Annotated in this window: 24 protein-coding genes; 22 read left to right on the plus strand and 2 right to left on the minus strand. The window is 36.4% G+C overall.

The genetic code is table 11. From position 1 onward, the window contains the following. Nucleotides 1-68 precede the first annotated feature (68 nt). The gene (gene guaA / locus BIV20_RS02470) at nucleotides 69-1610 is read left to right on the plus strand and encodes a glutamine-hydrolyzing GMP synthase (protein ID WP_330554401.1); all 1542 of its coding nucleotides are present in this window, start codon (nucleotides 69-71) and stop codon (nucleotides 1608-1610) included. A 228-nt stretch (nucleotides 1611-1838) separates the two neighbouring features. On the opposite strand, the gene BIV20_RS02475 is transcribed toward guaA, so the two are convergent. After that, a complete protein-coding gene (locus tag BIV20_RS02475) occupies nucleotides 1839-2387 on the minus strand; it encodes a helix-turn-helix domain-containing protein (protein ID WP_075717738.1) in 549 nt (182 codons plus the stop codon). Nucleotides 2388-2897: 510 nt separating this feature from the next. On the opposite strand from BIV20_RS02475, the gene BIV20_RS02480 reads away from it, so the two are divergent. From BIV20_RS02480 to BIV20_RS02535, 12 genes are all read left to right on the plus strand, one after another. After that, nucleotides 2898-3083 carry a helix-turn-helix domain-containing protein gene (locus BIV20_RS02480; RefSeq protein ID WP_075717740.1) on the plus strand — a complete coding sequence of 62 codons (186 nt, stop codon included), beginning with the start codon at nucleotides 2898-2900 and terminating at the stop codon, nucleotides 3081-3083. A 76-nt stretch (nucleotides 3084-3159) separates the two neighbouring features. Beyond that, complete coding sequence (locus BIV20_RS02485; RefSeq protein WP_075717742.1) at nucleotides 3160-4365, plus strand: site-specific integrase; 1206 nt, start codon at nucleotides 3160-3162, stop codon at nucleotides 4363-4365. 45 nt (nucleotides 4366-4410) lie between these two features. Next, nucleotides 4411-4734 (plus strand): plasmid mobilization protein, encoded by a 324-nt coding sequence (locus tag BIV20_RS02490; protein ID WP_075717744.1) that lies wholly within the window; start codon nucleotides 4411-4413, stop codon nucleotides 4732-4734. Between the two features lie 17 nt (nucleotides 4735-4751). Further along, nucleotides 4752-5204, plus strand: coding sequence for a TnpV protein (locus tag BIV20_RS02495; RefSeq protein WP_075717746.1), 453 nt, complete (start codon nucleotides 4752-4754; stop codon nucleotides 5202-5204). Further along, nucleotides 5191-6129, plus strand: a complete 939-nt coding sequence (locus tag BIV20_RS02500; RefSeq protein WP_075717748.1) for a ParM/StbA family protein — start codon at nucleotides 5191-5193, stop codon at nucleotides 6127-6129. Before BIV20_RS02495 ends, BIV20_RS02500 begins: the two co-directional genes overlap by 14 nt. 25 nt (nucleotides 6130-6154) lie before the next feature. Continuing rightward, nucleotides 6155-6613, plus strand: coding sequence for a hypothetical protein (locus BIV20_RS02505; RefSeq protein ID WP_075717750.1), 459 nt, complete (start codon nucleotides 6155-6157; stop codon nucleotides 6611-6613). A 440-nt stretch (nucleotides 6614-7053) separates the two neighbouring features. Further along, nucleotides 7054-7416: a ribbon-helix-helix domain-containing protein gene (locus tag BIV20_RS02510; protein ID WP_075717752.1), complete on the plus strand. Its 363-nt coding sequence runs from the start codon at nucleotides 7054-7056 to the stop codon at nucleotides 7414-7416. After that, a complete protein-coding gene (locus tag BIV20_RS02515; protein ID WP_083655065.1) occupies nucleotides 7395-9488 on the plus strand; it encodes a relaxase/mobilization nuclease domain-containing protein in 2094 nt (697 codons plus the stop codon). The genes BIV20_RS02510 and BIV20_RS02515 overlap by 22 nt, the downstream gene beginning before the upstream one ends. 244 nt (nucleotides 9489-9732) lie before the next feature. Further along, complete coding sequence (locus tag BIV20_RS02520) at nucleotides 9733-9939, plus strand: helix-turn-helix transcriptional regulator (protein ID WP_330554495.1); 207 nt, start codon at nucleotides 9733-9735, stop codon at nucleotides 9937-9939. Between the two features lie 28 nt (nucleotides 9940-9967). Continuing rightward, a complete protein-coding gene (locus tag BIV20_RS02525) occupies nucleotides 9968-11482 on the plus strand; it encodes a type I restriction-modification system subunit M (RefSeq protein ID WP_075717756.1) in 1515 nt (504 codons plus the stop codon). Beyond that, nucleotides 11469-12503, plus strand: a complete 1035-nt coding sequence (locus BIV20_RS02530) for a PIN domain-containing protein (RefSeq protein WP_075717758.1) — start codon at nucleotides 11469-11471, stop codon at nucleotides 12501-12503. The genes BIV20_RS02525 and BIV20_RS02530 overlap by 14 nt, the downstream gene beginning before the upstream one ends. A gap of 5 nt (nucleotides 12504-12508) precedes the next feature. Further along, on the plus strand, nucleotides 12509-13048 hold the full coding sequence (locus BIV20_RS02535; protein ID WP_075718206.1) for a restriction endonuclease subunit S: 540 nt from the start codon (nucleotides 12509-12511) through the stop codon (nucleotides 13046-13048). Here BIV20_RS02535 and BIV20_RS02540 read toward each other — a convergent pair. Then, nucleotides 13045-13692, minus strand: a complete 648-nt coding sequence (locus BIV20_RS02540) for a restriction endonuclease subunit S (protein ID WP_075717760.1) — start codon at nucleotides 13690-13692, stop codon at nucleotides 13045-13047. The two genes, BIV20_RS02535 and BIV20_RS02540, sit on opposite strands and share 4 nt — an antisense overlap. A gap of 43 nt (nucleotides 13693-13735) precedes the next feature. Here BIV20_RS02540 and BIV20_RS02545 point away from each other — a divergent pair, with 43 nt between their 5' ends. From BIV20_RS02545 to BIV20_RS02585, 9 genes are all read left to right on the plus strand, one after another. Continuing rightward, entirely contained in the window at nucleotides 13736-14008 is a 273-nt protein-coding gene (locus BIV20_RS02545; RefSeq protein WP_075717762.1) for a hypothetical protein, read from the plus strand. Nucleotides 14009-14099: 91 nt separating this feature from the next. Beyond that, entirely contained in the window at nucleotides 14100-15083 is a 984-nt protein-coding gene (gene xerA, locus BIV20_RS02550; RefSeq protein WP_075717764.1) for a site-specific tyrosine recombinase/integron integrase, read from the plus strand. A gap of 14 nt (nucleotides 15084-15097) precedes the next feature. Beyond that, complete coding sequence (locus BIV20_RS02555; protein WP_075717766.1) at nucleotides 15098-16222, plus strand: restriction endonuclease subunit S; 1125 nt, start codon at nucleotides 15098-15100, stop codon at nucleotides 16220-16222. A 45-nt stretch (nucleotides 16223-16267) separates the two neighbouring features. Further along, nucleotides 16268-17446, plus strand: a complete 1179-nt coding sequence (locus BIV20_RS02560; RefSeq protein WP_075717768.1) for a hypothetical protein — start codon at nucleotides 16268-16270, stop codon at nucleotides 17444-17446. 13 nt (nucleotides 17447-17459) lie between these two features. Next, nucleotides 17460-20654, plus strand: coding sequence for a type I restriction endonuclease subunit R (locus BIV20_RS02565; RefSeq protein WP_075718208.1), 3195 nt, complete (start codon nucleotides 17460-17462; stop codon nucleotides 20652-20654). Nucleotides 20655-20666: 12 nt separating this feature from the next. Then, entirely contained in the window at nucleotides 20667-22733 is a 2067-nt protein-coding gene (locus tag BIV20_RS02570) for a DUF262 and DUF1524 domain-containing protein (RefSeq protein ID WP_075717770.1), read from the plus strand. Between the two features lie 320 nt (nucleotides 22734-23053). Continuing rightward, on the plus strand, nucleotides 23054-24349 hold the full coding sequence (locus tag BIV20_RS02575) for a reverse transcriptase/maturase family protein (RefSeq protein ID WP_075717772.1): 1296 nt from the start codon (nucleotides 23054-23056) through the stop codon (nucleotides 24347-24349). A 32-nt stretch (nucleotides 24350-24381) separates the two neighbouring features. After that, nucleotides 24382-24630: a hypothetical protein gene (locus BIV20_RS02580; protein ID WP_075717774.1), complete on the plus strand. Its 249-nt coding sequence runs from the start codon at nucleotides 24382-24384 to the stop codon at nucleotides 24628-24630. A 186-nt stretch (nucleotides 24631-24816) separates the two neighbouring features. Then, nucleotides 24817-26235 carry an ATP-binding protein gene (locus BIV20_RS02585; RefSeq protein ID WP_075717776.1) on the plus strand — a complete coding sequence of 473 codons (1419 nt, stop codon included), beginning with the start codon at nucleotides 24817-24819 and terminating at the stop codon, nucleotides 26233-26235. The last annotated feature ends 116 nt before the right edge of the window (nucleotides 26236-26351 follow it).

Here is a 26351-nt window from a genome sequence, read left to right on the forward strand (position 1 = left end):
CCTTGTAAATACACGATTCCTCCTATATAATAGGGAAAGATAGAAATAAGTTGTAGGAGGAAAGAACTTTGAATAAAGAGACAGTAATCGTTCTTGACTTTGGCGGACAGTACAATCAGTTGATTGCACGTCGTGTGCGTGAATGTAATGTCTACTGTGAAGTAAAGCCATATACAATGAGTCTGGATGAAATCAAAGCAATGAATCCAAAGGGAATTATTTTTACCGGCGGACCGAACAGTGTTTATGATGAAACATCTCCTCATTATCAGAAGGAAATCTTTGAGTTGGGTATTCCAATTCTTGGAATCTGCTATGGTTCACAGTTGATGGCATATACTTTAGGCGGAACAGTAGAGACAGCTCCTGTCAGTGAGTATGGTCATACGGAAGTAGAAATAGACAACACAGATGTGATTTTTGAAGGAGTATCTTCAAAAACAGTTTGCTGGATGAGTCATACGGATTATATTGCAAAGGCACCGGAAGGATTTAAGGTAACAGCACATACTCCGGTTTGCCCGGTAGCAGCTATGGCATGTCCGGAGCGAAAATTATATGCAACTCAGTTTCACCCGGAAGTAATGCATACTCAGGAAGGAATGAAAATGCTCAGCAATTTCGTTTACAAGGTATGTGGATGTACCGGTGACTGGAAGATGGATTCCTTTGTGGAAACTACCATTCAGAGCCTTCGTGAGAAAATCGGAAACGGTAAGGTGCTGTGTGCATTGTCCGGTGGTGTAGACTCTTCTGTTGCAGCAGTTTTACTTTCAAAGGCAATCGGAAAGCAGTTGACTTGTGTATTCGTAGATCATGGTCTGCTTCGCAAAAACGAAGGAGATGAGGTGGAGGCTGTATTTGGACAAAACGGACCTTATGAGCTGAACTTTATCCGTGTAAATGCACAGCAGCGTTATTATGATAAATTAAAGGGCGTAACAGAGCCGGAAGAAAAACGTAAGATTATTGGTGCGGAATTTATCCGTGTTTTTGAAGAAGAAGCGAAGAAAATCGGAGCTGTGGACTATCTGGTACAGGGAACCATTTATCCGGACGTTATCGAGTCAGGACTTGGAAAATCCGCAGTTATCAAGTCTCACCACAACGTGGGAGGACTTCCGGACGTAGTTGATTTCAAGGAAATCATCGAGCCGCTTCGTATGCTTTTCAAGGATGAAGTAAGAAAAGCAGGATTAGAACTTGGTATTCCGGAATATCTGGTATTCCGTCAGCCATTCCCAGGACCGGGACTTGGTATCCGTATCATCGGAGAAGTAACGGAAGAAAAGGTAAAAATCGTGCAGGATGCAGATGCTATCTACCGCGAGGAGATTGCAAAGGCAGGACTGGACAAGCAGTTAGGACAGTATTTTGCAGCACTTACTAATATGCGTTCTGTAGGAGTTATGGGAGATTTTAGAACTTATGACTATGCAGTAGCACTTAGAGCAGTAAATACTTCTGACTTCATGACAGCAGAAGCAGCACAGATTCCGTGGAAAGTGCTGAGCAAGGTGACAAATAGAATTGTGAATGAAGTGAAAGGGGTTAACCGCGTATTTTATGATTGTACGGGAAAACCACCTGGAACGATTGAGTTTGAATAATTTTCAAAAGCTCGCAAAAGCCTATAAAATGGGCATTTGCGAGCTTGTTTTTTGCCGTTTGGTACTATAATGGTACTAAAGTGAGCTGTGCATGAATAGAAAATTGATGGCTTGGAATGCTTGCATTCCATAGACAGCAAGTTTCTATTCATATAGGGCGAACGCCCTCCATCGAGATGAAGCGAAGCGGAATCGAGATGGTGCACAGCGGATGATAAGCAATATGCTTTACGCATGCGGCCATGTGATTTTCCACTCAAAGTATTCATTTGGAGAAATATCTCCATTATTTAATTTCGTTTTCATTTCACACCAGTCTGACAAAAAGTCATTTACCAATCCATATTCAAAAGTTAATGCAACGGGTGCACCTGCGCAGTCATAATCATCTTCGTTATAAGTTGGTTTTGCTGTTTCAGAAGGCTTTGAAGGTGTCATTGCAGTTAAGTGAATCAGATTACCTGGTGCAGTGTACTCAGGAAATCTTGTCCCTTTTCCTCGTGCAGGAAGAGAAGAGGCACTTTCCTCGAGCCAGAAGAGTGTTTCGATAATATCTTCCGCAGCACCTAAACTGTAGTCAGAGATTGCTTTGTAATTACAGTGCAATGCGTCGGCAAGCTTTTGAATCATATCATCACCGGGAATGCGGGCACCGGTTTCGTATTGAGAGATACGGACAGACATATTTTTTCCCTCAAAACCGAGAGCACCACCCAGGTCATCCATTGTCATTTTGCGGAATACCCGTATTTTCTTTATTCTTTCACCTATTGTCATAGTGTAGTTCCCTCCATTTAGATGTGTTATGGACTTTTAAGGAGAGTATAACACGAAAAAAATGAAAAGGGAAGTTTTTCTATACAAAAACATTAGAAAAACTTCTTGACAATTCAATATGATATGGTATAGAATAATCACAATCTATTTATCTATACTATATAGTATTGAAAAAATGAATGAGCGATATCGGAAATCTAACAGACATTTGCCAAGACCTTTCAAGAAGCGAGCGAATGAAGACACTCCCCTAAGTGGACTGAATACCTCGAGCAGGAGCGGGCGGTATTATCTGAAATAATCTTTCGGGTAATGAGGCTGGTTGGAACACCGGCAGAGCCGATATGAGAACGCCAACATTTTTGAATGCTATGGAATGTGAACAGTTGGACGGAAAAATCTGATTACAATTCCTACGGACAAATACATAATACAGAATTTATGCAGCAGTTATTGTGACTGTATCATAAATCTCTGTATTTAAACACAGGAAGAAGGGAGGCGCAGTGCATGAACGAGAAGTTTTTAAAAGTAGATGATGTGATGCAGATACTGGGCATTTCAAAATCGGCTGCTTATAACATTATGCGACAGTTGAATAACGAACTGAAAGAAAAAGGCTATGCAGTTATTCGTGGCAAGATTAGTCGTAAGTATTTTGAAGAGCGATTTTATGGAATGACAGAAGCTGTATAACAGCAAAAAATATTAGTACACAAAGCCGGTGGGACTTAAGATGTCCTATCGGCAATAGGAAAAGGAGATGATGAGTATGCCAGCATATAAGGATAGTAAGACTGGTACTTGGTTTGTCAAATTCTATTGCAAGGACTGGACTGGGGATAATAAGCAAATAAAGAAAAGAGGATTTGCAACAAAGAGGGAAGCTTTGGATTATGAGCGTAACTATAAGATTCGTCAGGAAAATAATCTGGATATGACATTCGGAGAGTTCTGGAAGTTATATACAGAAGATGTGAAGAATCGGGTTAAGCTCAATACCTGGCTTACCAAGGAACACATTGTGGAGACAAAAATCTTACCGTACTTCAAAAATCTGAAGATGAATGAGATTACAGCAGGAGATGTGAGAAAGTGGCAGAACGAGATGGTAGGATTTCGATATGAAAATGGTGAGAGTTATTCTCAGACTTACAGAAAAACCATGCATAATACGCTGAGTGCGATTTTTAACCATGCCTGCAGGTTTTATAATCTAAAATCAAACCCGGCGAGACAGGCAGGAAACATGGGAAAAGAGGAAAATAAAGAAATGCTTTTCTGGACTACCGAGGAGTACAAAAAGTTTTCTGATGCAATCGTGGATAAGCCTATATCATTTTATGCATTTGAAATGTTGTATTGGACTGGAATGAGACTTGGTGAGTTGCTAGCTCTTACAACGGAGGATTTTGATTTTGATAAGAATACAGTCCGTATCAATAAATCGTATCAGAGGTTGCAGGGGCAGGATTTTATTACAACACCCAAGACTCCAAAAAGCAATCGAACGATAAAACTTCCTAAGTTTTTGTCGGAGGAGATGCAGGATTATTTTGCAATGCTTTATGATCAGGAACCTACAGAAAGAATCTTTCAGGTGACAAAAAGTTTTCTTCACCACGAGATGGAGAGAGGCTCAAAGCTTGCAGGAGTAAAGAAGATTCGAATCCATGATCTTCGTCACAGTCACATTTCACATTTGATTGACCTTGGATTTTCAGCTGTGGCAATCGCTGACAGAGTTGGTCATGAGAGTATAGATATCACGTATCGCTACTCGCATTTGTTCCCGTCAAAGCAGGTGGCTATGGCAGATAAATTGGATGAGGTCAACGCAAGCTATGAAGATGGTGTGCAAGATGAAGTTGTGGAAGATGTTGAGGTAAATAAGGTTATTGAAGAAAAAGTAACGTCGGAAGAATCAATCGAGAACGATAATAAGATTCTTAATATACAAAAGTATCTTGCAGGATAAAAACAAGGGGATGTGATGGCATCCCATGGGTAGGAGATGAATCAAATGAGCGAAAAGAGATTAGATGCAAAAAACAGATGGAGAAATGTAGTGGTGGCGTTTCGTATGTCACCGGAGGAGGCACAGGAACTTAATGTGAAAGTTGCGTTGAGTGGTCTTTCCAAGCAGGACTATATTATACAGTGCTTATTAAAGCACGAAGTGAGAGTGGTTGCGGGAAAGAAAGTCGCAAGAAAAATGGAAATGTATCTTGAAGCGATGCTGGAAGAATTGCAGTTTTTGCAGGATGAAAATATGAGCGACATTGATTTTGATGAGATGCTCATGCCATTGAAGCATATTTTAACTATTTTAAAAGAAACGGACTAGAAAGGATTGGTGGTTATATGAATACAACAGAAACTGACGAAATGACATTTTTTGAAAGGAATGGAATCAGGTACGAACAGAGAGGAGATTTTTTATATCCTGTTCTTGGAGCATGTGATAATGCAACAATTACAGGTGTTGGCAAGTATGGAACACTGTGGATGACATGGTTGTTTGAGTTGGACAGAAGACTCCATCGTAAGTATCTGTTAGAGGGAACATTGATTGAAAAAGCTATGGAATTTCAGGAGTATGCCTGTGAACTTGAGAATGAAATAATTAATGCGACAGGAATTTCACTTGGCTCAACAGATGATTATTTGTCGGTGCTTGTGCAGCAGAGACAGAAATGGGAAGTGGCACAGGAAATAATTACCCACGATGGACGTGTTGCAATTATGAAAAATAAAGAGCTTCGTGAAAAAGAAATAAAGAAGAGATTGGAGGAAGCGTTATATGAGAGAGCTTAGAATTGACGGAACTTTGATTTTGGCTGTGGATCATGGTTATGGAAATATAAAAACAGCTAATACAGTATTCAGTAATGGATTTGTGGAGAGAGATACAGAGCCGGTAATGAGTACTGATTATTTGTATTATGGTGGCAAATATTACGTGCTGGATCAGGGTCATAAAAATTATACGAAAGACAAAGTGATGGATAATGATTTTTACATCCTCACTGTTGCGGCAATTGCAAAGGAACTGTACTTGAGGAATGTTAGATGTGAGAAAATTCATCTAGCAGTGGGAGTTCCGCTTAAATGGATGGATTCACAAAAGGAGTCATTTCAGGCATATATGCTTCAAAATTCTGAAATTAGATTTGTATATAAAGGCAGAATATTTGAAGTGGAAATTGCAGGTTGTAGTGTTATGCCACAATGTTATGCTGCGGTTGCAGAACTTCTGCCAGAATTTAAAGGTTTGAACATGATTGTAGACATTGGGAATGGAACGATGAATGCAATGTTCTTACAAGATGGAAGACCGGTAGAAAATAAAATGTGGACGGAATTGTTTGGAGTACGTCAGTGTGCTTTGAAAATCCATCAGACGTTATTAGATAAGTTTCAGGAAGATGTGCCAGATTCAATCATCAACACATTTCTAATGAATCGTATGGCAGATATTGATCCCGAATATGAATATTGGATGGAGGCAACAGCAAAGGAGTATGTGAGGGAGTTGACTGCAAAAATATTTGATTTTGGATACAACGAAAAGACAATGAAAATGTATGTCTTGGGCGGAGGAGCAAAGCTTTTGGAACATTTCAGCACATTTGACAGAAGCAGAATCACATTCAACTTTGACATCAATGCAAATGCAAAGGGCTATGAGTATTTCTGTTATGTAGCCTTGAAAAAGAAGAAACTTGGAATAGCCGGATAACTGAGAAGTGAGGGCAGGTGAGACAATGAAGAAGAAAGAACAGAAAATTGTCAGATTCTATTCAGATAATCCTGAGCATCAAAAGGCGTTTGACATTCTTCAGAAGATTAATGCTGAAAAACATTCTTCCATACAGGATTTCATAATTTCAGCAATCAATCTTCTTGGGGGTATGGAACTAAATGAAGAATGTCCGACAGTTGACAGGAAGGATTGGGAAGAACCGCTCATTGAAAGAATAGCTGGAGCAGTTGAAACGATCATTGATGAAAAGCTTCCTCAGATTATTGCATCGTACCTTATTGGAATTCAAACAGGTCAAACTTCAAATCCTTTGCCTGCTTCACATGCTTCTGGTTTACCAGCGACAAATATGATGTCTGATGCTGAAAGAGTAGCAAAAGAAGGCGGCGAGATTAAAAATGGCATGGAAAAAGATGTTGAAGCAAATGACATGCTGGATTTGGATAGTTTTTTCTCGTGATAGCATGGCTGCTATCACAATCAGGTGAAATGATATCAAAACCGGCACTTATGATAGCGAAGAAAACTGAAATGGTGTAGTGCTATCAAAAAGTGCCAGAAAGATATCAATATCATAATATCTGCTATCAAGTGTGATAGCAGTAAAATATATCGGGTGCAGGTGCTCCTGCCAAGACGAAAAAAAGATGTAAACGCTGATGGCGTTTATATATTTTTCGGGAAAAGGTCCGACCTTTTCCGCATCTTGCAAAACCAGTGAACACTACGAATTTCATGCTTGCATGAGAATGAGTAGTGTGAACGCCAAACACACCGAGCATAAAATGCGAGGTGCAAAACCTATAAGCAAAGCTTTTTGAAAGGATGAAAGAGCAATGGGACAGATAAAAAGAAATTGGTTTAAGACAATATTTTTAAGACACGAAAGGGGATTTGATTATGGCAGATGGAAAGAGAAGATACAAGTCTGATAGGAAAGACTATAAGATTTCGGTGAAACTGTCGGAGAAGGATATGGATATTCTGGATGCAGCAGTTAGAAAAAGTGGAAAGACAGTAAGTGAATATGTGCGGGAATTGATTCGGTTAGGTGGAAATGTTGATTTTCGATATCCAGAGGACAGGGCAAGAGTTATCAGGATTTTTTCTGGTATCGCAAATAATATCAATCAGGCGGTCAGACTTGGAAATACACAAGGAGAACTGTATTTCAGCGATATTGATAAGTTGCAGAGAAGTCTTGATGAAATCAAAATCTTATTCAGGGAGGTGCTGGAGACATGGCGATTACAAAGATCCTGAATATTAAGGAATCAAAAGGCAGAAATCCGGCATCGCATCTGGAAAATGCTTTGCAGTATATCCAAAATCCTGACAAGACGGAAGAATGTGTTTTGGTGGGCAGTATCAACTGCCTGCCGGATACTGCATTTGAGCAAATGGTAGAAACAAAGAATATATTTCACAAGACAGGTAACAGACAAGGATATCATGTGATTATTTCGTTTTCTCCGGAGGAGAAAGTTACGGCAGAACAGGCAATGTATGTATTGGAACATTTTGCGAAGGATGTACTTGGGGATGATTATGAAGCTGTATTTGCGGTTCATACAGACAGGGAACACATGCATGGACATTTGATATGGAACAGTGTGAGTGTAACAACTGGAAAAAAATATAATTCGCCAAAAGGAAACTGGAAGAATCATTTGCAACCGATTACCAATAAGTATTGCAAAGAGCTTGGGCTTGGTATTATTCCGGCAGAATACAGTAAGAAACCAAAGAACATCAGCAGGGATAAATGGGAAAAAGAAATGTCAATGAAAGAAATTATCCTGCGTGACGCACAGATGTGTGCTTATGCCGCCGGAGATGTGGAACACTTCAAATATCTGATGAGAAGACTGGGCTATATATTTAAGTCAGGTGTGTGGATGGAGGTGCTGGCTCCAGGATATAGATATTATCACAGTCTTGCAAAAATGGATGAAATGTTTTCAGAGAATAAGATTAGATATTATGTGGATATGCCTTGGATGGTGCATCCACATTTTTATTCTAAGAATATTCGGTATTTGAAATGCGCAAATCTATCAGAATTTCAGAAGAAATACTATGCCAAGATGTATCGACTTCGTATGGTGGAGCAGAACAGGTTCAAAGTCAATGCAGTAAAATACGCAGAGGATTTGAAAAGGTTTCATCAGTTGCAGGATGAGTATTTGATGCTGGTGGATAACAATATCAGAGACTTTTCTGATTTGCTGGATTATAGAAGTGAACAGGAAAAGAAAATGAAGGAGATTGATGACAGGCAGCATGAGATTTATAGGCTTAGTTCCGGTAAAAAGAGAGCAATCAAGACGGACGAACAGTATCGAGATTATCAGTTGTGGCATATGGTTATGCAGAAGAAATTGGATGTATTAAAGCAACAGAAGAAAGAGGCTAAAAAGCAGATTGGTCTGGTGGATATGGCGATAAAGGAAAATCTGTATACTGCGTATCATGATGTGCCGGAGATAGAAGAACTGGTTGATGATAATGAGATTGTGATACCTCAGATGGAAGAAGCGGTGGCTTGTAAGGTACAAACAGAAGAGGTTCATGCAGTGGAAGTGGAAGGAGCGGATGTAGGCGTTTCTGTTGTAGATACAATGCATTGGGAGAAAAAACAGGAAAAGGACGCTTCGGAAGATGTGTGTGTTGATGCCTTAGAGTATATCGAAAAGGCGAGGGATGGTGAAACTACTATTGATGTGCCTGTACAGAAATATTGTGGAGCTGATTTGAAAGAATTATACGAAAATAATACAGAGGATATGTATCGCAGTAACTCGGAGCCTGCAATGGACATGGAAGAGGTGGTGACTGAGACGAATGTAAAAGATAAATCATTTTATTCGTATGCAGATTATCATGTCAGTTCTGATGAGGAGAAGATACGAATGGCAGGCGTTAATGAAAACGATGATGTACTTGCAGTATATGAGAAACTTAATAGCTTCTTTAAGCAAATTGGTCACGAAGCTGATTTTGACAGGCTTTATGAGGAATCAAAGCGTTTAGTAGATGTTGTTAAAAAGAATGTTGTGGCAGATAAGGCAGAAAAGGTAGCAAGAGAACTTTTGGCTTGTGGTCCATATAAGTACCTTAAAACTTCTGTGAAAGCAAATGCTTTTATGTTCGATGTAAGTGATGCTAGTGGTAATTTGAAACTATTTATGAGTGTACTGGATAAATTGGGTGTGAAACTTGATGGGGATCAACTGTACGAGGAGTATCAGAAGATTTATGAGGAGACAGTAAGCGGGAATGAGAGGCATGAGATGGAACAGGAGAAGCAGTGGAGTAGAGGCAGAGGGAGATAGTTCCTCTGTCTATTTCATGAACTATTATGACGGTTTTGGATTACATTATTGAAGAGAAAGAAGAGGTACAAAAAGCAGGTACAAAAAGCAATCCATAGAAAATAGACATACTTAGTAATACTCTATGTTTCGAGAACTCAAAAGTTATAATTGTAAATATGAAAGATAGATGATATAATTATTTTTGAGAAAAAAGGACTATTTGGCGTGATAAATCGGAGGAAAGAACATGTCAGAAAATCAGGTGAAAATATCTTATAAGCCCTTATGGAAACTATTGATTGATAGGGATATGACGAAAACTGAATTAAGAAAAAGAACACAAATTGCACCAAGCACATTTACGAAGATGAATAATGATCAGCAGGTATCGTTGGATATACTGGCGAGGATATGTGTTGAATTAAAATGTGGGTTTGATGATATTGTGAGGATTGAGTCCGAAGAATAGAAAAAAGTATGGAAAGAGAGGCTTTATTGTGGCGGATAAGAACAATGCAAATATAGGATTTGAAAAAGAAATATGGGATGCAGCGTGTGTGCTTTGGGGACATATTCCGGCAGCAGAGTACAGAAAAGTTATTATTGGACTTATTTTCTTAAGATACATATCAGCGGCATTTGATAAAAGATATAAAGAACTAGTAGAAGAGGGCGATGGTTTCGAGGATGATATAGATGCATATACTATGGAAAATGTTTTCTTTGTACCAGAGGAAGCAAGATGGTCAACTATAGCATCTGCAGCTCATACTCCGGAAATTGGAATTGTGATTGATAATGCTATGAAGGCTATTGAGGCAGACAATAAAAGTTTGAAAGATGTTCTTCCAAAGAATTATGCTAGTCCAGATTTGGATAAAAGAATCCTAGGTGATGTTGTTGATATATTTACAAATAGTATTGATATGACTGATACGGAAGCAAATGAAGATTTGCTTGGAAGAACATATGAGTATTGTATTGCACAGTTTGCCGAAAAAGAAGGTGCAAGTGGCGGAGAATTTTACACTCCTTCAAGTATAGTAAAAACATTGGTTGAAATCTTAAAACCATTTGAAAACTGTCGTGTATATGACCCTTGTTGTGGTTCAGGTGGAATGTTTGTACAGAGTGCAAAGTTCATTCAAGCACATAATGGAAAAAGGGGAGCAATTTCTGTATATGGACAGGAAGCGAATGCTGATACATGGAAAATGGCAAAAATGAATATGGCAATCAGAGGCATAGATGCTAACTTTGGACCATATCAGGCAGATACATTTACGAATGATTGGCATAAGACTTTAAAAGCAGATTTTATACTTGCGAATCCTCCATTCAACTATCATCCATGGAATCAAGAAAGGTTGGTAGATGATCCACGTTGGAAATATGGTCTGCCACCAGCTGGGAATGCCAACTATGCATGGATTCAGCATATGATTCATCACTTGGCACCGAACGGAAAGATAGGATTGGTACTTGCAAATGGGGCATTATCTACACAAACAAGTGGAGAAGGAGAGATTCGTAAGAAGATAATTGAAGATGATAAAATTGAAGGTATTATTGCGATGCCTACGCAGCTTTTCTATAGTGTAACTATTCCGGTAACTTTGTGGTTTATTACAGATAACAAAAAACAGAAGGGAAAAATATTATTTATAGATGCTCGTAATATGGGGCATATGGTAGACAGAAAACATAGAGATCTGGATGATGAAAAAGATATTAAATTATTGGCAGACACTTTTGAAGCATTTCAGAATGGAACATTGGAGGAGAAAAAAGGCTTCTGTGCAATAGCAACGATAGAGGATATCGCTAAACAGGATTATATTCTTACTCCGGGACGATATGTTGGGATTGCAGAACAGGAAGATGATGGAGAACCATTTGAGGAAAAGATGGGAAGGCTTACATCAGAACTGTCGGATATGTTTGCTAAGTCCCACGAACTTGAAGAAGAAATTCGCAGAAAGTTAGGCGCAATAGGATATGAAATCAAATGATAAAAGATATATTTTGATATTTGATACCAATATATTACATCAATCATATCAAAGTCATGCCGATTTTACTTCATTTTCACTTAATTCTGCATTTGAGAGTGTTATTGAAATGATTAATCAGCTTGATATATATGAAAATGTCGAAATTGCGATTCCTGCTGTTGTTTGGAATGAATTAAAGAAACAAATTGTAGAAGCTCATGAGAAAAGAATTGTTGAATTTGAAAAATGGAAGTTTCCCGAATATGCAGTCAAACGTTTGCCATTAGGGGATTACAGTGTTTATATAGACAGGCAAATAGATGAATACAAGAAGTCTATCTCAAGAGGAATTAATAAAATAATTGAATTGCCTATTCCGAAAGAGAAGTGTTTTGGGAGAATAGTTACACGTGCATTTGAAAAAGAGGCACCGTTTGAAGGAAAAGAGAAGAATTCAGATAAGGGATTTAAGGATGTCCTAATTTGGGAAAGCATTTTGGAATTGGCAGAAAAAAATCCAAAATCAGAGTTTATTTTCTATTCACAAGATAAAGGGTTTAAGGAGCAATTAGTTGCTGAGTTTACAGGTCTATTTCCAGATGCTGTTATTGATATATGTTCAAAGAGAGAAGAAGTAAAAGAACAGTTGCAAATTTGGGCAAAAGATATAGATGCGTATTCTTATTTGCCGATTCAGGAAGCAGGAGATTATCAGGAATTCAATGATTGGGTTACTTCAGGTGATTTTACTATTCAACTGATTGATCACGATTTTGGTATTGTAGAAAAAAGTAGATTAATCAAAAGTACATCTATTCATTTGATTGGATATGAAAATGTAGAAATATCTGATGAAAAGGAAAATGTAACGATGTATTCGTTTGATACAAAATTAGAAATTCGGTACATCTTTTATGATGGTGCATCAACAGAGGAGATTATTGACGTTCATGTTGAAGTGGAATACCTTCTTGATGAAATTTTTAGTATTATAGATGTTTATAAAATAAATGAGTCAGAGTACGAAAGTGAGGGATGAACGATATGTCCACTATATGGCGAATGGAAAAATTAAGTGTCTGTATAGAGATTAATCCAAGAGAAGCACTGAATAAAGGTGTATTGGCAAAAAAAGTTGGAATGGATAAGTTACAACCATTTTGTAGAGATATAAGCGAATATGAAATAACTGAATATTCCGGTGGAGTAAAATTTCGTAATCGGGATACAGTAATGGCACGTATTACACCTTGTTTAGAGAATGGTAAGACGGCAATGATTAGTATACTTGATGAAAATGAAGTGGGCTTCGGTTCGACAGAGTATATTGTATTCAGAGCTAAGGAAGGTGTAACAGACCCATATTATGTTTTTTATTTGGTTTGTAGTCCAATGGTTAGAGATATTGCTATCAAATCTATGGTAGGATCTTCAGGACGCCAGCGAGTACAAACGGATGTTGTACAAAATATTGAAATACCATTTCCTGATCTTGAAATACAAACAAGAATATCATCAATATTAAAATTATTAGATGATAAAATTAGCATAAATAATGAGATAAACAATAATTTAGCGGCTTAAAGGTCGATGTCTGAAACATCAAGCTCGCCGGACATCAGACGAGGCAACAGAGAGTCTCTGATTTCTGTTAATCGCTTTGATTCTCTTGTTTTGGATAGAATCATAGAAAATATAGGTTTTATAATTCCGTCAAACTCATTCAGTACTTCATCTGTCGGTAAGTTGGTGGGATAATTCTTTAGAATATCCGTTTTCAGGTTTGTAAATACACTGCCATTGCCAAGTGCAATCAAATTATCTCGAATGTGTTTGAAATACAGATATAAGTATTCGTTTGAAAACTTGGACGACGGAAAATATAGCCACCCATCGTGTATGCAAGTATCTATGTCAAGAATTTTGGGCAAACCGGGTGTGGCGCTATTTGATAAAACTAAACTTCCTGCTTTGAGAAAAACAGTTTTTTTCAAACCATCTTCAATGATGTATTCCTTGATTTCATTGATGAATGGGGAACTTATATTTGTTGCATCGGATATTTTCAACCAATGCAACCCACTATCGGATAAGAAATTTTGAATGGGGCGAGGTGAACCGCCACGCTTTATTTCAACAAAATCGCCAAGAACGCCATTTTTCCAAGTCGTTGGAACTTGTCTGTCAAATGGTTCATAGTCAATGAACCACAATTTGAAAAGTGCCATTGCTTGCTGCTCTAAATTATTGTTTAACAGAAAGGATGTTTATATGGACTTGAAAAATGAAATATTAGATGAATTCAAAAAAATACCGACGGATGTAAAATCTCGTCTTGTCGAGCAAAAAGAAGATAATGATGAGTATTCATTTAATTCTGGTTATCAACTGTGCCTAATCAAAACATTAGACCTCTTAATTGATTCAAAATTAAAAAATGATGAAATCACTGCACTTTTGCAAAAACATTTTGATTTGCGATTGAGCGAGGTTGAAAATATGATAAGAACAGCCCAAAATAGAAAAGCACGAAACAAAAAATAAAAACAGATAATACTTCTACCAACGGCAGAAGTTATAACAAGAACTGCCGTTGCATGTCGTTCTCTAAGAATTATTCAAAGGAGAATTGACTGTGAAACAAGATTTAATCAAAGATGTTATCCAGGGAATGTTACCTTTTCTGAATAACGCACAAAATGAGAAGTTGCAGGAGGTTTTACAATATTCCCTTGCAAAGTATGAGGTAACCGAGAAGCAAAACCAAGAGAATAACGCGAAGCAGAACTATGTGGAGCTGTTCTTATCGGCAAAGCGAATTGAGGGCTGTTCCGAGAAATCTCTTAGATACTATAAGGCAACTATTGAAGCGATGCTCGATGAGCTGAACAAAGATGTTAAGCACATTGTAACGGACGACATTCGTGGATACCTGACCGAGTATCAGGAAAAGAAGAAGTCAAGCAAGGTTACGATAGACAATATCCGTCGTATCTTGTCCAGCTTTTTCTCTTGGCTGGAGGACGAAGATTACATACTGAAAAGTCCTGTCAGACGAATACACAGAGTAAAGACTGGCACAAACATAAAGGAAACTTATTCCGATGAAGCGTTGGAACTTATGAGGGATAACTGCACGGAACTGAGAGACTTGGCAATTATAGATATGCTGGCTTCAACGGGGATGCGTGTCGGAGAAATGGTGCTGCTTAACCGAAATGATATTGATTTCAATGAGAGAGAATGTATCGTATTTGGTAAAGGCAGCAAGGAACGAGTGGTCTATTTTGACGCTCGAACAAAGATACATTTGCAGAATTACTTAGAGAGCAGAACGGACGATAATCCGGCGCTATTCGTGTCGTTGAAATCGCCGCACGAAAGGCTGAAAATCGGCGGAGTTGAGGTTCGTTTGCGTGAATTTGGAAAGCAATTAGGGCTGCAAAAAGTACACCCGCACAAGTTCAGGCGTACACTTGCAACAATGGCAATAGATAAAGGAATGCCCATAGAACAGTTACAACAGCTCTTGGGGCATAGGAAAATAGATACGACCTTGCAGTACGCAATGGTCAAACAGAGCAATGTTAAGATTGCTCACAGAAAATACATTGGATAGAGAGGATAACGATTATGGCTGAATGGAATGAATACACAGTTGCAGATGTGATTTCTACTGTGATTGATTATAGAGGAAAGACACCTAAAAAGTTGGGCGGAGATTGGAGTGAGTCAGGATACAGAGCATTATCCGCCAAAAACATCAAAACAGGAAAGATTGTTCAGCCGGATAGTATTAGATATGTTTCAGAGGAAATGTATAGATGCTGGATGAAGGAAGAGGTTCAAAAGGGAGATATTTTAATAACTTCCGAAGCGCCATTTGGTCAAATTTATTATTGGGATAGTGACGAAAAAATTGTTTTGAGTCAAAGATTATTTGCAGTAAGGGTTAATAACACCTTTTATCCAAAATACATTTACTTTTATATGACATCATCATTCTTTCAAGCAGAACTTGATGGTAGAGCTACAGGAACAACTGTTGTTGGTCTGCGACAGCCTGAATTATTAAAATGCAAGATTTATGCACCTGACTATCAAGAACAAAAAAGAATTGCAGATACATTATGGTGTATAGAACAAAAAATAAATAATAATGAATTGATAAACAATAATTTAGAGCAGCAAGCTCAGGCAATTTATCATCAAATGTTCATCGAAAACCGAAATTCGAACTGGAAAGAAGGAAATCTTTCTGATTTAGTTTCAGTAAAATACGGCAAAGACCATAAAAAACTTGATGATGGTTGTTATCCAGTATATGGTTCTGGCGGCATAATGCGATATGTAGAGAAGCCACTTTATACTGGTGAATCTGTCCTTATCCCCCGTAAAGGTACACTGAACAATGTTATGTATGTTAATGGTGCATTTTGGTCGGTGGATACAATGTTCTACACCGAAATGCTTCGTCCTAATATTGCAAAATTTGTGTATCACTTTGTAAAAGGCAAAGACCTTGCTTCTCTGAATGCCGGCTCTGCTGTGCCAAGTATGACAACCAACATTCTAAATGCAATGCAGTTATATATTCCCGACGATGTAACACTGTGCATTTTTGAAGAAACGGTTGCACCAATGTATTCTCAAATGCAGGAAAATGAAAAGCAATCGGTAAATCTTGCAAAACTTCGAGATACATTACTTCCTCGTCTGATGTCCGGCGAACTTGATGTCTCCGATATTGAGCTTTAAGCCACTAAATTATTGTTTACCATTTTTACAGAAAGGATATAAGATATGGAGATTAACGAAAAATTAGAACATTTAACAGAGACGCAAATTGAAGAAGTTGTTACTATGTATATGGATAAATCAATCAAAATATCGGATATACTTAGTAAATATAATATAGATGTAAAACCTGGGGGATTATTGAAGATTTTACCACCAGTAAGAACTAATGATGTATGCGTGATTTGTGGAGAGTTCTTGTATAAAAATATAGAAGCAAGAACTGCGTATTCGTATAGTGGTGAACAGAGTGATAGGTTTTGTTTGAATTGTGGTCACAAAGAGTATGCAAATAATGGGTGGAGAAGAAAAAAGTGCGATTGTAATGGTTGTAAAGCTATTGAGATGATGGAGTATGAGCGCAAGAAAAAAGAAATCAGAAAAACATATGAAAAAGAAAATGATAGAATCGATTTTGCAGAATTAATTCTTGCAGATCAGGTTAAATTAATATATTTGTTGTTCAATAATTCGTTTCATAATACTTCACAGATTGCACCAATGGAAGTGAAAGAAAATTGGATCGAATATATTAATCGGATGGTTGAAATCAAAGCAATATCCGTTTCACCAGAAAGTGAAGTAAAAGCTTTTTGCGAAGAGGATTTTCCGAACAAGTATTATGTTGCTAAGGTTCATTATGATGTAAATGTTATTATTGATGAAGCAACATTGCACAAAATGAATAAAAATACTTATTTCTTGGAATGCAATGAGGACGAGGAATTAATTACATTATTTAAAGAATATATATACAATGATTTGATAATAAAATTTGAAGAGATGTTGGAAGCTAGAAGACTTCAATTGCATATTTCCGAGAATGCTAATAATAGGTTTATTGAATTGATAGACAAAATAAGCTATACGCAAATATTAGCTTTGTGTAATCGTGTTGCTGTATTTTTCTCAGATAAAGTTTTGATTGGAGATATGACAAAGAGTGTTGCGAAAAATGCGGCATTGTTGAATGTTTCAAAGTTTTATGATAGAGCAGTGGAATCGGAATGGACTTTGAATCATGCTGAAATTGATTATGTAGGTAGAGAATTAAGATTCTTCATTGAGAAGGTATTGAATAAAGATATTACAATATTGAAGGACGTAGCTTCAGTAGAAAATTTGAAAAATTGGAGTAAACGAGAAATAGATTATAGTAAAAGAATTGGCTATGCAGAAGATTAGTGAGGTGATACACATGTCCACAACATTTACAGAAGCAGATTACGAAAATTCCATAATAGAGTTATTCCAAAATATGGGATACCAATATGTTTACGGACCAGATATCGAACGAGATTTCTACAGTCCATTATACAAGGATGTACTTATGGAATACATACATAGACTAAATCCTTCTCTACCAGAGGAGGCTATTTCTGATGCAATGTACAAGTTACAAAATTATGAAAATGGAGACCTTGTACAGAAAAATGAAGTGTTTATGGACTATATTCAGCATGGCATTCCTGTAAGATATACGGCAGATGGAGAACTGTGTTCTTCATTGGCATACATAGTGGATTATAAAAATGTGGACAATAACTCTTTTATCGTAGCAAATCAGTGGACATTTATTGAAAATAGCAACAAGAGACCGGATATCATCTTGTTTATAAACGGGCTTCCGGTTGTTCTTATAGAATTGAAATCACCTTCCAGAGAAGAAACAGATGCATCAGAAGGTTATTTGCAGATTAGAAATTACATCCATGAGATTCCTTCTATGTTTATCTATAATTGTATTAGCGTTATTAGCGATCAGTTGACATCGAAGGCAGGTACAATTACTTCGGGTGAAGACCGTTTTATGGAATGGAAAACGAAAGATGGGAATTATGAGAATACGCAGTATGCTCAGTTTGATACATTTTTTGAAGGTATGTTTGACAGAGCAAGATTGCTCGATATTATCAAAAACTTTATCTGTTTTTCAGATGAGGGATTGAAGAAGTACAAGATACTAGCGGGATATCACCAGTATTTTGCGGTAAATAAGGCTGTTCAGATGGCAAAAAAGGCGACAGTTACAGATGGAAAAGGTGGTGTTTTCTGGCATACACAGGGCTCTGGAAAATCTTTATCAATGGTATTTTATGCTCATTTGTTGCAGGAGGCATTGGACAGCCCGACTATAGTTGTAATTACGGATAGAAATGATTTGGATGATCAGCTTTTTGGGCAGTTTGCAAAATGTAGTTCATTTTTGAGACAGGTTCCAGTTCATGCAACATGCAGAAAACTAGGACCAAGTTCAACGAAGGATGATATTGGATTAAAGGATTGGCTGAATGGCAGACAAGCTAATGGAATTATATTTACCACAATGCAGAAGTTTGAAGAATCAGAAGAACCATTATCTGAAAGACGCAACATTATTGTAATGGCGGATGAGGCTCATCGTGGACAATATGGTTTAAAAGAAAAAATAAAAATGGTAGAAAATGAAGATGGAGAAAAAGAGGCTAAGATTGTAACAGGAACAGCCAGGATTATTAGAAATTGCCTTCCAAATGCTACATATGTGGGATTTACAGGTACGCCTATATCTATGAAAGATAGGAGTACAAGAGAAGTCTTTGGAGAGTATATTGATATATATGATATGACGCAGGCGGTTGAAGATGGAGCTACAAGACCAGTTTATTACGAAAGCAGAGTTATCAAGTTAAAGCTGGATGAAGCAACACTCAAATTGATTGATGCAGAATATGATTTAATGGCATCAAATGCAGATGCAGAGGTTGTAGAAAAGAGTAAAAAACAATTAGGACAAATGGAGGCAATCCTTGGTAATGACAAGACAATAGACTCATTAGTATGTGATATTTTAGATCATTATGACAACAATAGAGCTAATCTGCTTACAGGAAAAGCTATGATTGTTGCATATTCACGCTCTATTGCTATGAAAATATATAAGAGAATTTTGGAACTTCGACCGACATGGACAGAAAAAGTCGGGGTTGTTATGACTGATAGCAACAAAGATCCAGAAGCATGGAAAGAGATTATTGGAAATAAACGTCACAAGGATGAGATGGCTAAGAAGTTCAAGGACAATGATAGTCCACTCAAAATTGCGATAGTAGTTGATATGTGGCTTACAGGATTTGATGTGCCATCACTTGCTACAATGTATGTTTATAAACCTATGAAGGGTTATAATCTTATGCAGGCAATAGCCAGAGTAAATCGAGTCTTTAAAGATAAGGAAGGTGGACTTGTTGTTGACTATGTAGGTATTGCATCTGCACTCAAAGAGGCAATGAATGATTATACTTCACGTGATAAGAAAAACTATGGAGATACTGATGTTGCGAAGGTTGCATATCCGAAATTCTTAGAAAAACTTTCAATATGTCAGGATTTCTTCCATGGATATGATTATTCTAAGTTTATGACAGGCTCAGATTTGGAAAGATCAAAAGCCATTAGCGGAGGCGTAAACTTTATAGTTGGTGTTAATAAAGAAAAAGAAAGAACAGAGTTCTTAAAGGAAGCACTACTTTTAAAACAGGCACTGTCATTATGTTCATCAATGGTAGAGGAATCACTTCGCGTCGAAGCCGCCTTTTTCGAATCTGTCAGAGTACTTGTAATGCGACTTATGAATCAGGGACAGGGAAAGAAAATATCCCTTCCAGAAATGAACGCCAGAATAAATGAATTGCTAAAGGCAAGTATAAAGAGTGATGGTGTAATCAATCTGTTCTCTGATGTATCGCAAAATTTCTCACTCTTTGATCCGAAGTTTTTAGAAGAAATATCAAAGATGAAAGAGAAAAACCTCGCAGTGGAATTACTAAAAAAACTGATTGCAGAGCAGGTTCAAATATATCGAAGAACTAATGTTGTAAAGTCTGAAAAGTTTAGTGAAATCATCCAGCAAACCATGAATAGATATCTTAATGGTATGCTTACGAATGAACAGGTAATAGAAGAACTTCTGAATTTGGCTAAGCAGATTGCAGCAGCAAAGGAGGAAGGAGATAAGCTGGGCCTTACAGCGGATGAATTGGCATTCTATGATGCTCTTACAAAACCGCAGGCTATTAAGGACTTTTATGAAAACGAAGAACTTATAGCAATTACTAAGGAGCTAGCTGACACACTTCGTAAAAATCGTACAATCGACTGGCAAAAGCGTGATTCAGCACGGGCTAAAATGCGGATGATGATTAAGAAACTACTAAAAAAACATAAATATCCACCAGAAGGCATGGATGACGCAGTACAGACTGTTATGACTCAATGTGAACTTTGGACGGATAACAATGACATGGGACGAGAAGAAAATGTAGTGGATTTTCATAGCAGTGTCTCCTATGTGAATGAGGATAGAAGTACGATGATGGTAGCTGAGTCACAGACGAAATACGGACAAGAATAGGAGGAATGAGCATTGGATGCGACAAAGGGAAATATATATTCAATACTAAATGGGAATAAGCAGTTTCTGATTCCGGTATATCAGCGTTATTATAGCTGGGATATTGAACAGTGCAGAAGACTTTGGAATGATATTGTTGACATGCAGAAAAAGAATAAGCAGGGACATTTTGTAGGTTCCATTGTTAATATCGCAGAACAGGCGATGCCAACAGGAGTTCAGAAATATATGATTATTGATGGACAGCAGAGAATGACAACATTGACTTTGCTATTGATAGCACTTAGAGATTATGCAATAAATCATCCAGAGGATACCAGCATTAATTCTCGCCGAATAGATAATATGTTGTTAAAAAATGAATATGAAAATGGCGATGAAAGATACAAATTGTTATTAACAGAGAATGATAGAGATATTCTTATAAGATTGGTAGAGAAAAAACCGATACCTGAAAATACTGTGTCACGTTTGTTGATAAATCATAGATTTTTTGTAGAGCAAATAGAGAAGAACGAGTTGAAGCCGGCAGAAATTTATGAATCTATAGGAAAGTTACAGATAGTAAATATAACATTAGATAGAGCTGTGGATGATGCACAGGCAATTTTTGAAAGCCTGAATTCTACTGGTAAAGAACTATCAGAATCAGATTTGATCCGAAATTATATATTGATGGGACTGGAAAATGACGAGCAGAGTTATGTATATGAACATTTTTGGAGACCAATGGAGTTAATGTTTGAGTATGAAAAACAAGACTCTGTTATGGATAAATTTTTCCGTGACTATCTTACAATGAAGTTAACTAGAATTCCCAAAATAGACAAGGTATATGAAGAATTTAAATTGTATCATGTGAACTGCGAATTCTCATCAGTTCGTGATTTGTGTGAAGATTTATTAAAATATGCAAAATATTATACAGATATGGTTTTTGCTAGAAGTTCAAATCCTGTAATTAAAAATTTGTATGTGGATGTGAATGATCTGCGAATGGAAGTTGCATTCCCGTTTTTACTTAAAGTACATAATGATTGTTCAGAGGGACTTATTACAGAAGAGAATTTTATTGAAATACTTAAGATGTGCATAAGCTATGTTTTTAGAAGAAATATCTGTGATATTCCAACAAACTCTTTAAATAAGACATTTGCTACTTTGCGGAATGAGATAAAGCAAGATGATTATATGAATTCCATTAAAGCGTTCTTTGTTTTACGAGATGATTATAAACAGTTCCCGGATGATGATAAATTTGAAGCTGCATTTGTTTCAAGAGATATATATAATATGCGTTCAAGGAACTATATATTAAGCCATCTGGAAAATTATAATAATAAGGCTCCGATTATAATTGAGAATTACACCATTGAGCATATTATGCCACAGAATGCTAATCCTAATGATGAATGGAAGCAAGAATTGGGACCAAATTGGAAGGATGTGCAGAAAAAATATCTTCATACAATAGGAAATCTCACGCTTACGGCTTATAATTCTGAAATGAGCGATAAACCATTTATGGTAAAAATGGAGATGGAAGGTGGATTTAAGGAAAGCGCCTTACGATTAAATTCATATCTCGTGAAATTGTCGGGATGGAATGAAAATCATATTAAAGAGAGAGCGAAATTATTATCGGATAAAGCAAAGGAAGTATGGGAGTATCCTAAAATATCAGAAGAAGAACTTGCACCATACTGTGTGGAAGAAAAGCCGACACAGAAGTATTCATTGGATACATATGATATTAATGTGTTTACAAAGACATTATTTGAAGTATTAGATAAGCGAATTATGAATCTTTCCTCAGATGTAAAGAGGGAATATAAGAAATTGTATATAGCTTATAAATTGGATACGAACTTTGTAGATGTGGTTGTACAGAAGCAGAGATTAAGAATATCTGTGAATATGAAGTTTTCAGAAATTCATGATCCTAAAGGCATCTGCAAGGATATTACTGGTCTTGGACGATGGGGTAATGGTGATGTCGAGTTATTTATGGAGCATACATCAGATGTAGACAATGTTATGGAGATAATTGAGCAATCGTATAGGATGCAGGCAGAATAGAAATTTTTTGCCAAGAGATTATTACAGGTTGCAAATATATCACTTTGCCTTATAGAAGTGGCTATAAGGGTATTATGTATTCTATGTCAAGAACGTTCTTGACCAGAATTAATATCGTACAATTGATAATGTAAATGATTATATTGTCCATTGTATGACCTCCTGTTACCAGTGAATTATAGTAGCTGTTAATATTATTATACAATACATCGTATTTGGAGGATGGTAGAGTTCCTTGTGAAAACAAGGTCCAATTGATTTTAATGCTTACTGATATTAGATATCTACCGGTCGTTACTCAGTAAGCTTTTAGGAGAAAAATGAGTAGAAAAATATATAAAGATAAATATTATACGCACTTAGATGTCAAGAAAAATCATAAGGACTATCAGCAAAGAGTCCAGAATATTAATTGGGTCAGTAGACATGGCTTTTATCCATTTATTCATTTTAAAATGGATTGCAGTAAATACACTGTTATTGAAAATGGAAAAAAAGATATTAAGCCAAAGGAAAGAGATATATATTATGCTGCACATATTGACAGATTTATATATGAGTATTATGGAAACCGTCTTAATAACAGATACAATGAGTATATGAAATCAAATGGGATAAGCCGTGTTTCAACAGCTTATAGAAATTGTACACCAGGAAAATGTAATATTGATTTTGCAAAAGAAGTATTTGAATATATTGTAAAATGTGAATCGGCTTACATTTTTGTGGGTGACTTCAGCCAATTTTTTGATAACCTTGACCATAAATATTTAAAAGAAAAAATAAAATGTGTAATCAACGAGGAGTCATTAGATGCTGCTGATTATGCTATTTACAAAAATATTACGAAGTTTACATATATTGAAGCTGATGATATAGAGTCTGAGAAGGGTTTGCTGAGAAGAGATATGCGAGGTATGGATAAGTATTTTGAAACAGATGAATTTCATGAGTTTAAGAAAAATCATCTTCGCAAGAACCTTAAAGATTATCAGATTCCACAAGGTTCATCTATAAGTGCTGTATATGCTAATGTTTATATGATAGATTTTGATAAAAAAATAAATGACTTTATCACTTCACAGAAAGGGATGTATAGAAGATATTGTGATGATATTATAATTGTTGTTCCTATGACACAAGAAGATGTAAAAGGAAAAAATGAGGAGATTGCTAAATTTATTTACAGTACCAGAGATGGCATTCCTAATTTAGAATTAAACGAGGATAAAACTGAACATTTTTTCTACGATAATGGAATTATAGAAAAGATAAAGGGGAAAAGTAATCTTATTAATTATCTTGGCTTTACATTTGATGGAAAAACTGTTCGGATAAGAGATAAGAGTTTGTTTAAGTTTTATTGTAGAGCATATAGAAAAATAAAAAAAGTAAAAGAGAATACTGATGAAAAGTCTTTTAATGCAGGAAAGAAAGCAATTTATCATTCATATACACATTTAGGTGCAAGCAAGTATTCTAAAGACCATGGGAATTTTCTTACATATGCTTATAAGGCAGATGAAATATTTAGTCAGAGTAAACTGCTTGTTAGCGATATTAGGAATCAAGTGAAAAAACACTGGTATAAGATTGACAGTAAGTTAAAGGAGTAAATAGATTAGAACATGGAGGAGTGATTCTACAGATGAGTAATAGATTGAAATATGATATTAAAGAAAAATATGGTTATGAATTAAATGAGATCAGTAATAAATTAAATCAGCTTGAGGCTGGTAGAATATATGAAAATGGTGGATCAAAAATGGACGGAAGTCTGGCTACAAATATAAAACAACTTCGTAAAATGATAGGTGAATTATTATTAAAAATACAGAATGGTAAGGATGGAACAGATGATGAAATAGCAAAGCTGTTTATAAATAAAGATTATTAATGATGGAGAATTAGAGAAGATTATGAATTGGGTAGATGTTTTAGTTGTAGGATTGCTGTATTTCATAATAAGTATGATGTTTAGTCTAAGATACTATTGCAATACAACGGTTTTTATCCCGATAATATCTCATTTTAGATCAAGATTAGTCCAAGATTAGTCCAAGGTAGAAAGGAAGTGATATTTATGGACATAAAGCAGCTAATTGGTGAAACCACAGATTACGACAAAAAGCTTGCACTTGAAGAGAAGAAACCTAAAAGCTGGTGCAAGAGTATCAGTGCATTTGCCAATTGTTTTGGTGGCAAGTTGATATTTGGTGTATCGAATGATAATGAGTTGGTGGGGCTTGCAGATGCTGAAGGTGATGCCGAGAAAATTAGCGAAGCAATAAAAACACATTTGAATCCAATACCGGAGTTTAAGTTGTATTTTGAAAAAGATGGCGAAAAGATTTTTGTTATTGTGGAAGTTATGAAAGGGCAGCAGACACCATACTATTATGAAGGTGATGGACAACTCATTGCATTTATGCGTATAGGAAATGAAAGCGTTCCGACAACTCCTTCACGGCTAAGAGAATTGGTGCTTCGTGGTAGCGGCGAAAGTTACGATAGTCTGAAATCAAGATATGATTTTGATAATATGTCCTTTACAAAATTAAAATCAGTATATAAACAGAGAACGGGGAATACATTTGAAGATACAGATTATGAATCTTTCGGACTGATTGATGAAAGAGGAAATCTAACGAATGCTGGAGCACTTCTGGCAGATGAATCACCGGTACGTCATTCCAGATTGTTTTGTACAAGATGGAATGGACTTACTAAAGCCTCGGGAATAGTGGATGCACTTGATGATAAGGAATATACTGGCAGTCTTGTCACATTGTTGCAGGCGGGGACTGATTTTGTGAGAAATAATTCCAAGAAAGCATGGCGTAAGGTTGGTGACAGAAGAATTGAAATGCCTGATTATCCAGATAGAGCAGTGCTTGAAGGTGTAGTAAATGCATTGATTCATAGAAACTATATGGAGATAGGTAGTGAAGTCCATATAGATATGTTTGATGATAGAATTGAAATATATTCACCTGGCGGAATGGTAAGTGGAATATCTCTAGAGGGAAAGGATTTGTCAAAAATCCCGTCAAAGCGAAGAAATCCGATATTAGCTGATATATTTAGCCGTTTAAAATATATGGAGCGTAGAGGTAGTGGATTTAAGAAGATATTGGCAGATTATGAGGGACAAGTAGAATTTGATGAAACCAAGATGCCGGTCTTTGAGGCGGATAATGATGAGTTTACATTGATTTTGTATAATTTGAATTATGGTTCTAATTATGCAACACATGCAAACGAAGAGAAAATTCAAGGTGATACCCAAGATGATACCCAAGATGATACTCAAGGTGATACCCAAGATGATACTCAAGAAAAAATCATCAAAATGATAAAGGAAAATCCGCAAGTATCAACGGCAGATATGGCAAAGGAATTGAAAATTGGAATTGCAACAGTAAAACGAAAAATCAAAAAAATGTCTAATGTATCATATGTCGGAAGTGGTTACAGTGGACACTGGGAGATTAACGAATAGAAAGTGCATTATATTATTCAAGTTATGAAAAGAGAAAAATAGTTTTTGAGCTAAATTAGTTCAAGTAATTATATTTTAGTCCAAGATGAAAGAAGAAAATGCTGATAAACAGAGGT

The sequence above is a fragment of the Roseburia sp. 499 genome, from assembly GCF_001940225.2.
In the GTDB taxonomy this organism is placed as follows: Bacteria; Bacillota; Clostridia; order Lachnospirales; family Lachnospiraceae; genus Petralouisia.